Source organism: Pseudomonas sp. FG35 (assembly GCF_057809295.1).
On sequence record NZ_JBMDJR010000028.1, the window covers coordinates 18,821 to 30,477 of the forward strand.

An 11,657-nucleotide genomic window follows, 5' to 3' on the forward strand; every position below is an offset into this window, starting at 1 on the left:
ATGAGACGTCTCGACATTTTGCTGAGGGGCCGCAGCCAGGCCTTGACCGACCTGGCGCAGGAGCTCGAACAACACGGTCATTCATTGCTGACAGAAACCGCTCCGTCGATGGACCTGGTGATCGATGACGGCAGCCTTGCGCCGCAGGATCATGGCACGACACCGTACCTGACCTTGCGTCTGGGCATCGGTGCAACGGGCGCCGGCGGTTTGCCGGTGCTTGATCTGCTGTGCCTGTGCAACTCGACGCTGCTGAGCCGCGTGCCCATCGCCGACGAACCGTCCGGCAACGGTCAGGCCCTGCGCCAGCGAGCACTGGCGCAGGTGGTGGACGAAGTGGCGCTGCTGGTCAGTCGTTTTTCCCGCGATGCCGAGTATTTCCAGCACGCAGAGACGGCTCGTGCGCCGGACTTCGAGCAGGTGGAAAACCTGCTGTTTCTCGACAGCCTGGCTTATGTCCATCGCTTCAATGCCACGGCCAATCCGGCGTTGTTGCAACAGGCGCAGATCCCGGTGATCGAGCGGCTGCAACGGAGCCTGATCGAACACGCGGAACGCCCGGCACTGCACCTCGCAGAGCAGTCGATCAGCTATCGCCAGTTGCATGATCACAGCCGGGCGATCCAGCAACGGTTGCTGGCAATGCTGGAGGCACAACCGCAACCGTGGGTGGTGGGGATTTGCCTGCCGAAATGCGATGCGCTGTTTGCTTCTATCCTGGCCATTCTCGGCAGCGGCGCGGTGTACCTGCCGCTGGAACCGAGCCATCCGCTTCAGCGCCAGCAGTACATTCTGGAAAACGCCGGGGCGGTGCTGTTGCTGCACGACGGCGAACACCCGCTGAGCGGTTCGATGCCGGGGCTGGATGTCTGTCGCATCGACAGCACCGACGCCGATCTGTCGCAACCGTTGATGCACCACCGGCCCGAGCTCGACACGCCGTGCATGGCGCTCTACACCTCGGGCACCACCGGGCATCCGAAGGGTGTGCTGCTCAGTCAGGCAAACCTCGCGCACTTCACCGCGTGGTACGCCGACTATGTGCAGTTGCACGCCGAGAGTCGGGTGTTGCAGTTCTCGTCGCTGAGTTTTGACTCGTCGCTGATCGATATTTTCCCGACCCTGCTCGAAGGCGCGGAACTGGTAGTGCCCGATGACAACCAGCGCCGCGATCCGCTGCAACTGGTGGCGCTGATCCGCCGCCGGCAACTGACCCACGCGTTCCTGCCGCCGGCGCTGTTGAGCATCCTGCCGCTGGAGCAATTGCAAAGCGTCGGGCAGATCATGACCGGCGGCGACGTGTGTGAACCGTTCGTGATCGAGCAACTGACGCGTCAGGGCAAGCTGCACAACCTCTACGGCCCGACCGAAGCCACGGTGCTGATCACCGCGCGGCAACTGCAACCGGGCGACAGCAATCGCACCCTCGGCGGGCCGATTGCCAACAGTCAGGTGCTGATCCTCGATGACGACCTGCAACCGGTGCCGGAGCAAACGGTGGGCGAGCTGTTCATCGTCGGTCCCGGCGTATGCCTGGGTTACCTGAACAACCCACAGCAGACGGCGGAGCGCTATCTGGATCTGGAATTGCCTGACGGCCAACGTCTGCGCGCCTACCGCAGCGGCGACATGGCCAAGTGGGGCGAGGATGGCATCGAGCTGTGCGGACGCCGCGACAATCAGGTGAAGATCCGCGGCTTCCGGGTCGAGCCGGAAGAAATCGAGCGGTGCCTGCGCGAGAGCCAGCTGTATCGGCAGATCGCCGTGGTGATCGACAGTCAGCGGCGAATTCTGGCGTTCCTCGCCCAGCCGCAATCGGATGCCGCACGGGAGTCTTTGAAAGCTCACGCGCAGCAGTTTTTGCCCGACTACATGCAACCGGTGGCATGGACGGAACTGCCGAACATGCCATTCGCCGCCAACGGTAAAGTCGACCGTAAGGCGCTGCTGGAACTGCCGGTCAGCGTGCAGGACAGCGGCCCGAAATGCCTGCCGGCCAACGCCGACGAAGCGCTGCTGCTGGAAATCTGGGGCGAGTTGCTGGAGCTGCCGATCAGCGACATTTCCACCGACGAAAGCTTCTTCAATCTCGGCGGTCACTCGATTCTGCTGTCACGCATGCTCCTGCGTCTGCGGGAAGAGTTCGGCCGCAGCATTTCGATCAACCGCTTCATTGAACTGCCGACCATCACCAAGCTCGCCACCCTGGTACGCGGCACCGATGACAGCGCGGTGCTCAGCGCCCAGGCGATGGCCGACGCCGAGCGACCATTGGAAATTGAGCCATTGCCGATCAGCCGCATGGGCGATGTGCACAAGGTGATCGTCACCGGCGCCAACAGTTTTGTCGGTGTGCACATCGTCGAGGCGCTGCTGGGATGGGGCGCCAGCGAGGTGGCGTGTCTGGTGCGCGACGGCGGCGGGCAAACCGCGGCGCAGCGCTTTGCCCAATCGTTGCGAGAGAACCGGCTGGAGCATCTGGACCTGAGTCGGGTGCGGATCTATTCGGCAGACATTACACAGCCGCAACTGGGCCTGGCTGATGGGGACTTCGAGCGACTGGATCGCGAGTTCGGCGCGCTGGTACACAACGCCGCCAACGTCAATCACGTGCTCGATTACGAGTCGCTGGCGGCGGACAACGTCGAGCCGATTTTCGAACTGGTGCGGCTGTGCGAAGGGCGCAGCAAGAAGGTGTTCAATTTCGTCTCGACGCTGTCGGCGTCCAGTACCGTCGACGACGCAGGCCGGGTGCTGGAACTGCCCGCCGCACCGACGCCGCCGATCTACATCCGCAACGGCTACAACCTGTCGAAATGGGTCGGTGAACGCATCCTCGAACGGGCGCGGGAACGCGGGGTGCGGGTCAATCTTTATCGGCCCGGCAACATCAGTTTCAACAGCCTCAGCGGCGTCTGCCAGCCGCACAAGAACCGTTTGATGCTGATGCTCAAGGGCTCGATCCAGCTCGGTCAGGTGCCGGCCTTCGCGCTGAATTTCGACCTGATGCCGGTGGACTTCCTCGCCCGTTTCATCGCCTTCCACGCCAGCCGTTATTCGCCGGAACGAGCGGTGTTCAACCTGCACAACCCGGAGCCCCTGAGCTGGGATGCCTACGTCGCGTCGTTTCGCGAAACCGGCAGCGAGTTTTCGCTGGTCAGCGTCGCCGACTGGCAGCAGCAACTGGGCCGGGTCGATGCGGATAACGCGCTGTTCGGCGTGCTCGGTTTCTACCTCAACGGCTTCGAGGAAGACATCGGCGACATCTCCCTGATCGGCCACGCCAACGCCCAGGCCGGCGTGCAGCAGATGGGCGCGCACTACCCGGAAAAATCCCCGGCGCTGCTGCGTCGCGGCTGCGACTACCTGAAAGAAATCAACTTCATCTGACTCATCAACCAAGGAGCAACACCATGAGCAATCTGCAACCCGACACCCTGATCAAAAACCCTCACGGCTGCCACGTCGTATCTTCGGTGGAAGTGCCGGTGGACGCCAGGCAAGTGTGGGCAGTGGTCGGTAAATTCGACGGTTTCGACCGTTTCATTCCGGCGCTGTCGCACATCGAAATGACCGGCGAAGGCGTGTCTTCGCTGCGCAAGAAGTTCTTCAAGGATGGCAACGTCGTGGTCGAGCAACTCAACTCACGGGACGACCACGCGCTGAGCATGACCTGGACCACCATCTACAACACCCTGGGCGTGGCCAATCTGTGGGCGGCGATGAATGTGGAGTCACTAGGCGCGGGCAAGTCGCGGGCGACCTGGACGATCATTGCCGAGCCGGCCAGCGGTGGGCCCGAGGCGCTGCCGGGGTTCAAGGATTTCGTGCAGGGGTTTGCCGATGACGCGATGGGCAATGTGCTGAAGCTGTTTGTGTAAGGCATGAAAGAGCCCGCTGCGGATCACTCCGCAGCGGGCTGTTTTTTACCGCAAGCGATCAGATCTTGAAGCTGTCGACCAGCTGTTTCAAACGGTTGGCCTGCTGCGACAACGCATCGCAATCCTTCAACGTTTCATTGAGGTTGGCCACGCTCTGCTGGTTCAGCAGGTTGATCTGGTTGACGTCGACGTTGAGGGTTTCCACCACGGCAGTCTGTTCCTCGGTAGCGGCGGCCACCGACTGGTTCATGCCATCGATTTCGCCGATGCGCTGGGTCACGCTGACCAGACGCAGACCGGCCTGGTTCGCCACTTCAACGGTTTCCTCGCTGGACGCCTGACTGGCGTTCATGGTGGTCACCGCTTCGCGGGAGCCGACCTGCAGCGAAGTGATCATCTTGTGGATTTCTTCCGCCGATTCCTGAGTGCGGTGAGCGAGGTTACGCACCTCGTCCGCCACCACCGCAAAACCGCGTCCGGCTTCACCGGCACGGGCCGCTTCGATGGCTGCGTTGAGCGCCAGCAGGTTGGTCTGTTGGGAGATGCCTTTGATCACGTCGAGAATGTGGCCGATGTTGTCGGTGCTGGCATTCAGGGTTTCGATCTGGGTGCACGACAGGCTGATCTTCTGCGACAGCTCGGTCATGGCCTGAATCGTCTGCTCGACCACCTGACGACCGTCATCGGCCTGCTCGCTCGCGCCACTGGCGTGTTGCGAAGCGTCGGCGGCGTTGCGGGCGATTTCCTGGGTGGCGGCACCCAACTGATTGATCGCCGCAGCGACACTGTTGGTGCGCGCGCTTTGCTCGTCGGAGCCGATGATCGAAGCGTTGGACGATGCCATCACCCGTTGGGACAGATCGTGTACGTGGCGAGTCGCGGAAGACACTTCGGAGATCGAAGCGTGAATCCGCTCCACGAACTGGTTGAACGAACTGCCCAACTCGCCGAACTCGTCCTTGCTTTCCACTACCAGACGACGGGTCAGGTCACCTTCACCCTGGGCGATGTCCTGCATCGCGCGGCCCATGGTGATCAGCGGACGCATCAGCACGGTGATCAGCAGGCTCAGGAACACTGCAATCGCGCCCACCGCAACGAACATCGCAATCACTGCAGAGGTACGGAACTGGCTGAGTGCGGCGTAGGCCTTGTCGCGGTCGATCGACAGACCGATGTACCACTCGGCATTCGGCAGACCGGCAACCGGGGTGAACGACAGGATGCGTTCCTGGCCGTTGAGCACCACGTTTTGATTGCCCTTCTCGATGCGCACACCGGCGTTCGGGTAGATGTCTTTGAGGTTCTTCATCACCTGGTCTTTGTCCGGGCTGACGATTACCTGACCGTCACCGCTGACCAGGAACGCGTGGCCCAGGCCACCGAAGTCCACCGAGTTGATGATCTTTACCAGGGTTTCCAGGCTCAGGTCACCGCCCACTACGCCGAGCAGTTCGCCGTTCTTTTTCACCGGCATGGCGATGGTCACCACCAGCCCGCCAACGGCAGCCATGTATGGCGGGGTCAGCATGGTCTGGTCAGCGGCCACGGCCTGCTTGTACCACGGGCGCTGACGCGGGTCGTAGCCGTCCGGCATCTTCGCGTCAGGGCGCTGGGTGAACACACCGTTGGCCTGGCCGACGTAGGTGAACTGGAAGTTCGAGGTGAAGGCCGGTTGATCGACCAGGCCCGGGAAGTCGGCGTTCTTGCCTTGATGAGCGACGTTCTGCGCGAGGTTTTCCAGCACCAGAATCCGTCCGCTCATCCAGTTCTGCACACTGCTGGCGGTCAGGTCACCGGCCTGCTGGACCGAGGACTGGAGGTTCTGGCGAATCGTATTTCGCTGCAGATAGTCGTTGTACAAAGTGAACAGCGCGAACGCCAGGACCACAACGCCCGAGGCGGCCAGCAGGATTTTATGGCTGAACTTGAGATTCATTTCATGGGACTTCTTATGCGAAAAGTGGGGATGCGTTCCGGATGCAACATTCCATGTACAGCGCAGGCAGCGTTCTGACGGCTGCTCTACTTTGGTGCACGCATGTCTCACCAGTCTGTCGGCACGCTTCGGATAAAACTTAGGGCTTTGCAGGAAATGGACGGCATTTCTGGCAGATTCCCGCCGAACGGCGTGCCAGAGCGTTCGCTTGTCATTTTTTGATGACTGTTTTGCAGCGCCGGTTGCAAATTCTGTAACCCTTGATGACAATGCGACTAATTATCATTTGTGACGTTCGGGCTGTCGCGTTCATGTCCTCATCTGAGTTTGCAGTACAGGCGCTTTACAGTAGTCATCACGGCTGGCTCAACGGCTGGTTGCGCGCGCGACTGGGCAATGCCGCCGATGCGGCGGATCTGGCTCAGGACACGTTCGTGCGTTTGCTGCAACGCACCGAGCGTCTGGAACTCAAGGCACCTCGCGCATTCTTGCGCACGGTTGCCCGGGGTTTGGTGATAGATCATTGGCGCCGTGAAGAAATTGAGCGCGCCTATCTGGAAACCATCGCCCATTTGCCTGAAGCCGAAACCCCAAGTGGCGAATCCCGCGCATTGGTGATCGAACTGCTCGAGGGCATTGCCCGCATGCTTGAAGGCCTGAAGCCGAAAGTGCGTCAGGCATTTCTGCTGGCGCAGTGCGAAGGTTTGACCCACAAGCAGATCGCCGAGCAGATGGGACTGTCTCTGCGCTCGGTAGAACGCTACGTCGCCGACGCCCTGTTTCACTGCTACGTGCTGCGGTACGAAAACTGATGCCAGTGGATAACCTCTCGCTTGGCCGTCGCGCCGAGCCACCGCAACAGGTCGTCCGACAGGCCATTCACTGGCTCTTGCGCCTGCGCAACAACCATGGCAATCCGCGCCTGAATCGCCAGTGCGAACAATGGCGCGCCGAACACCATGACCACGAACTGGCCTGGCAACGGGTGCAGTCTCTGCAAGCTGAACTGACCCACAATCTGCGCGCCGTGCCCGGTGCGCAGGTGGCATTCAACACGCTGGAAAACAGTGCGCAGGGTCTGGGTCGACGTCAGGCGTTGAAGCTGTTGTCCGGCGCCCTGTTGATGGGTTCGGCGGGGTGGCTGGCCAGCGACACTTCCGCCTGGCAACAATGGAGCGCCGACTACGCCACCGCCACCGGCGAACGCCGTGGCTTCCAGTTGCCGGACGGCACGCGGATCGAACTCAACACCGCCAGCAGCGTGGATCTCGATTACACCGCACAGCAACGGCTGATCAGGCTGACCCGTGGCGAAATCATCGTCACCTGCGGTGGCGCCGATGAAGGTGCGCCAATTGATCGACCGCTGCGGGTGCAGAGTCGTCATGGCAGTTACGAGCCGTTCAAGGCGCGATTCATTCTGCGCCAGGAAGATGGATGCACGCGCCTGAGCGTCACCAGTGGCCGGGTCGCAATTCACTCCGCAGGCAACTCGATGGAGGCCATCGCCGGTCAGAGCTATCTGATCGACCACCATCAAATTCGCCCGGCGCCGCCGTTGGACATGGACGCCGGTGCCTGGGTCGACGGGCTGATCGTGACCCGCAACATGCGGCTGGGTGACTTCCTCAACGAAGTCGGTCGGTATCGTCAGGGCTTTCTGAGTTGTGCGTCGGACATTGCGGATCTGCGCCTGTCCGGCGTTTTCCGTCTTGAGGACACCGACAAGCTGCTGGCAATCCTGCCGCAGACCCTGCCGGTGCAATTGCGCTACCGCACCCATTGGTGGGTGACGCTGGAGTCTGTGGCCTGAAATTGTTTTGGCGGGTTTTCGCGGCAAGTCCGGCTTAGTCAGTAAGCACTTCAACTCAGCCTTCGCGACTGCCTACGGAAACCTACAATGACTGCGCGCGTTACCTGTAAGAACCCTCTGAATTTCTCTGCCGAATCCGGCCTGTTGCGCCACGCCGTTCGGGCGGCGCTGTTTTCTACCGTAATGGGTGTTGGCATGTTGCCGGGCCTGAGCATGGCGGCCAATGCCAGCGAGGTCAGCAGCCACCGCTACAACATCGCCGCCGGGCCATTGGGCGAGGCGCTGAACCAGTTCGCACGCCAAGCCGGCATCACCTTGTCGATGACCCCACAGCAGACTCAAGGCCGACAATCACCCGGCGTGCAGGGCGAGTATTCGACCGATCAGGCGCTGAGTCATCTGCTCGGTGGTTCGGGTCTGGAGGCGGTCAGCCAGGACGGCAGCAGCTATGTGTTGCGCTCCGTCGCAGAAACCGAAGCACTGGCCCTGCCGACCACCGACATCAAAGGCTTCGCCCTCGGCAACGCGCTGGGCAGCATGGATGGCTATAACGCGACGCACAGCCAGATCGCCACCAAGACCAGTACCGCGTTGCTGGAAACTTCGCAAAGCGTGTCCGTGGTCACCCGTGAGCAAATGGATGACCAGGGCTCGCAAACCGTGTCCCAAGCCATGCGTTACACCCCCGGCGTGCTGACCAATCCTTACGGCGCCACGCACCGTTACGACTACGTGGCAATGCGCGGCTTCAACGACGGTTCGGTGGACAACATCTACCTCGACGGCCTCAAGTCGATGGGCGACAGCGGCACCTACAGCACGATGCAGGTCGATCCGTATTTCCTCGAGCGCGTCGATATTCTCAAAGGCCCGTCGTCGGTACTTTACGGCCGTAGCTCGCCGGGCGGTCTGGTGGCGCTGACCAGCAAGAAGCCGCTGTACGAGGCCTATCACCAGGTTCAGGCCACCGTCGGCACTCAGGGCCAGCGCGGTGTCGGTTTTGACTTCAGCGGACCGGTCGATGACGACAAGCGCATCGCCTATCGTCTGATCGGTTTGACGGATCAGTCCGACACGCAATTCGACCACAACAAGGAAAAGCGCTTCGCCCTCGCGCCGACCGTCAGCATCGATTTCAACGAGGACACGTCGCTGACGCTGCAAGCGTATCTGCAGCATGACCCGGATGGCGGCTACCACGGTGGCGTGCCGGCCGACGGTACGATTCATCAGCGCAACGGCAATCGCATTTCGCCGCATTTCTTCGAAGGCGAGCCGGGCATCGATGGCTACTCCCGTGATCAGCAGTCGTTCGGTTACCAGTTCGAACACCGCTTCAACGACGTCTTCACCGCGCGGCAGAATTTCCGCTACCTCGACTCCAAAGTGAACATGGATCAGGTGTACGCCTATGGCTGGACGTCGCCGACCAGTAACGAACTGAATCGCTACTACACCGGCGGTGACGAGCGTCTCCACGCGTTCATCGTCGACAACATGCTCCAGGCCGAATTTTTCACCGGAGCGACCAAGCACACAGTGTTGATGGGAGCGGATTATCAGCGACGCAAAACCGTGGTCGACTGGACCAGTGGCGGCCTGGCGCCGATCAACGCGTTCAACCCGGAGTATGGCAATTCCGCTATCACGCCTTACGGCGAGACCAGCTATTTGCGGCGCCTGGAGCAGACCGGCGTTTACCTGCAAGACCTGATCGAGATGAACAAGTGGCGCTTCTCGCTGGGACTGCGTCAGGACTGGGTGGAAACCTCCGACGAAAACCGTATCGCCGAAGCGGGCCGTCCGGTCGGCACCGAGATCAATGATCGACGCACCAAGCTCACCGGCCGTGCCGGCGCGCTGTATCTGTTCGATAACGGGCTCGCGCCGTACGTCAGCTATTCCGAGTCGTTCAACCCGAATTCCTACGCTGACAGCGCCGGCAATCCGCTCGCACCGACCGATGGAACGCAGTGGGAAATGGGCCTGAAGTATCAGCCGCCGGGTACTGACAATCTGTTCACCGCCTCGTTGTTCCGCATCGATCAGGAGAACCTGGCGACCAAACTGCCGCAGGAAAACTTCTATCGCGCTGTAGGCGCTGTCCGCTCTCAGGGTCTGGAACTGGAAGCGCACATGCAGCTGACCGACAACCTCAAAGTCCTCGGCAGCTACACCTTTACCGACATTGAATACTCGAAGTCGATGACCAGCACCTTGAGCACACCGACCAATGTGATCGAGAACAAAGGCAACTCGCCAACCCAGGCGCCACGGCACATGGCATCGCTGTGGGCCGACTACAAGTTCGACAGCGCGGCACTCGACGGGCTGCGACTGGGCGGTGGTGTACGTTATGTCGGCTATAGCTGGGCGGATGCAGAGAACACCATGAAGGTGCCGTCCTACACATTGTTCGACGCATCGATTGGCTATGACCTCGGCAAGGTCGGTCTGAAGGGTGTCGACGTACGCCTGAATGCGAACAATCTGACCAACGAATCCTACGTAGCCTCCTGCGCCAGTCTGGACTTCTGCTACATGGGCGAAGAGCGCAACGTCGCCGCCACGGTCAGTTACCAGTTCTAAGCCTTTGTCTTGTGCATAAAAAAGCCAGCCCCTGATTTCAGGGGCTGGCTTTGTCGTAACTGTGGGGAAATTTTCATGCGTTCGTTTCTGGTTTTATTGCACCGGTATATCGGGTTGGCCACGGCGGTTTTTCTGCTGCTGGCGGGGATTACCGGCAGCATTCTGGCATTCAATCATGAGCTGGATGAGTGGTTGAATCCGGAGTTTTACGCGGCGTCGGCCGAGGGGGAGCGCCTAGCGCCAGGCGAGCTGGTTGATGCGCTGCAATCGGCACATCCGAAGTTGCAGGTCTGGTACATGGAGTACCCGAATGAGGCAGGCCACACGGCATTGCTCGCGGCGGTTGCGCGGAATGGTCCGGCGACCGGCGAACCGTTTGAAGAACGCAATCAAGTGTTCTATCTCGACCCGGTCAATGGCGAGCAAAAGGGCCAGCGTTACTGGGGCGAATGCTGTTTCCAGCGTGAGAACTTCGTTCCGTTCATTCTCGAGTTCCACTACAACCTGACACTGCCCGGCAACTGGGGTTTGCTGTTGATGGGGTTGGTGGCCATCGCCTGGGTAATCGATTGCTTCATCGCCCTCTGGCTGACGTTGCCGCGGGGTAAACCGTTCTGGAAGAAGTGGTCTATGGCCTGGAAGATCAAGGGCGGTCATGCCTATCGACTCAACTTCGGTCTGCATCGGGCAGGGGGCTTGTGGCTGTGGTTGTTGTTGCTGCCGATCGCCGTCAGCAGCGTGGCGATGAACCTGCCGAGCCAGGTTTTCAAACCGGTGGTGTCGTTGTTTTCTCCGATTGAACCGAGCGTGTATGAGGCGCGGGGGCGGATGCCTGCCGAAGAACTGGGGATCACCCGATTGAGTTATCAACAGGCATACGAAAGGGCACAGCAGGAGGGGAAAAGGTTGGGGCTGACAGCGGCGATCGGCGAGTTGTATTACAGCTTTGAGTACAACTTCTACGGAGCGGGGTTTGGAGAGCATGACACCGAGGCCCACGGTAAATCCTGGTTGTTCTTCCACGGTACTGACGGACGATTACTGGGGCAGGAGATCGCAGGAGAAGGGACGTTGGGAGAGCGGTTTTATCGGTTGCAATTGCCGATACATGGGGGACGGATCATAGGCTTCACCGGGCAAGTGATGATCGCGATATTGGGTGTTCTGATTGCGGGGTTGTCGGGAACTGGCGTCTACATCTGGTGGCGCAAGTGGCAGGCTCGTCGGTGCAGCATGGCACGCAGAGCGGGTTGAAGATCGGACTTTTGTGGGCACTGAAACGACAAAACCCCTGTCTGCGTTAGCAGACAGGGGTTTCGGAATTCAATCTTGACGATGACCTACTCTCACATGGGGAAACCCCACACTACCATCGGCGACGCATCGTTTCACTTCTGAGTTCGGGATGGGATCAGGTGGTTCCAACGCTCTATGG

General features: G+C 60.5%; 7 protein-coding genes and 1 rRNA gene. 6 read left to right on the top strand and 2 right to left on the bottom strand.

Annotated features, from left to right (window positions below; translation table 11 throughout):
* Complete coding sequence (locus ACODTD_RS28460; protein WP_489105430.1) at positions 1-3,390, top strand: non-ribosomal peptide synthetase; 3,390 nt, start codon at positions 1-3, stop codon at positions 3,388-3,390.
* Between the two features lie 23 nt (positions 3,391-3,413).
* Entirely contained in the window at positions 3,414-3,881 is a 468-nt protein-coding gene (locus ACODTD_RS28465) for an SRPBCC family protein (RefSeq protein ID WP_201818059.1), read from the top strand.
* Between the two features lie 58 nt (positions 3,882-3,939).
* Here the strand turns inward: ACODTD_RS28465 and ACODTD_RS28470 are convergent, their stop codons facing one another.
* Positions 3,940-5,820 (bottom strand): methyl-accepting chemotaxis protein, encoded by a 1,881-nt coding sequence (locus ACODTD_RS28470; RefSeq protein WP_011331841.1) that lies wholly within the window; start codon positions 5,818-5,820, stop codon positions 3,940-3,942.
* A gap of 311 nt (positions 5,821-6,131) precedes the next feature.
* On the opposite strand from ACODTD_RS28470, the gene ACODTD_RS28475 reads away from it, so the two are divergent.
* The 4 genes from ACODTD_RS28475 to ACODTD_RS28490 all read left to right on the top strand — a co-directional run bounded on the left by ACODTD_RS28475 (position 6,132) and on the right by ACODTD_RS28490 (position 11,476).
* Complete coding sequence (locus tag ACODTD_RS28475) at positions 6,132-6,632, top strand: sigma-70 family RNA polymerase sigma factor (protein ID WP_041475098.1); 501 nt, start codon at positions 6,132-6,134, stop codon at positions 6,630-6,632.
* Positions 6,632-7,633 carry a FecR domain-containing protein gene (locus ACODTD_RS28480; RefSeq protein WP_201818062.1) on the top strand — a complete coding sequence of 334 codons (1,002 nt, stop codon included), beginning with the start codon at positions 6,632-6,634 and terminating at the stop codon, positions 7,631-7,633. The genes ACODTD_RS28475 and ACODTD_RS28480 overlap by 1 nt, the downstream gene beginning before the upstream one ends.
* An 87-nt stretch (positions 7,634-7,720) precedes the next feature.
* Positions 7,721-10,222: a TonB-dependent siderophore receptor gene (locus tag ACODTD_RS28485; protein ID WP_201818064.1), complete on the top strand. Its 2,502-nt coding sequence runs from the start codon at positions 7,721-7,723 to the stop codon at positions 10,220-10,222.
* A gap of 75 nt (positions 10,223-10,297) precedes the next feature.
* On the top strand, positions 10,298-11,476 hold the full coding sequence (locus tag ACODTD_RS28490) for a PepSY-associated TM helix domain-containing protein (protein ID WP_489105431.1): 1,179 nt from the start codon (positions 10,298-10,300) through the stop codon (positions 11,474-11,476).
* Positions 11,477-11,549: 73 nt separating this feature from the next.
* Here ACODTD_RS28490 and rrf read toward each other — a convergent pair.
* Positions 11,550-11,657 (bottom strand): 5S ribosomal RNA (rrf, locus tag ACODTD_RS28495); the annotation flags it as partial.